Origin of the sequence: Leifsonia sp. SIMBA_070 (genome assembly GCF_046534635.1) — a bacterium.
Taxonomy (GTDB): Bacteria; Actinomycetota; Actinomycetes; order Actinomycetales; family Microbacteriaceae; genus Leifsonia.
In genome coordinates this window covers 1-238 of sequence record NZ_JAWRYK010000892.1, presented here as the reverse complement: position 1 = coordinate 238, position 238 = coordinate 1, and the positions used below count along the sequence as shown (strand labels likewise).

Below are 238 nucleotides of genomic sequence, written 5' to 3'. Positions count from 1 at the left end.
ATCCGTCCATGTCACGGACGATCTGGACGCAGCGGCGGCCGACGCCGACACCGTACTGATCCAGTTGCGCATCGGCGGGCAGGCGGCGCGTCACGCCGACGAGACCTGGCCGCACGAGGTCTGCTGCATCGGCCAGGAGACGACCGGACCGGGCGGCTTCGCGAAGGCGCTGCGCACCGTGCCCGTCGTACTCGATATCGCCGATCGGATCCGGGCGAAAGCCAAGAAGGATGCCTGG

The 238-nt window shown here is 68.9% G+C and carries 1 pseudogene; it reads left to right on the top strand.

The features are described from left to right. A pseudogene (locus tag SB754_RS22790) lies at positions 1 to 238 on the top strand (6-phospho-beta-glucosidase); the annotation flags it as partial.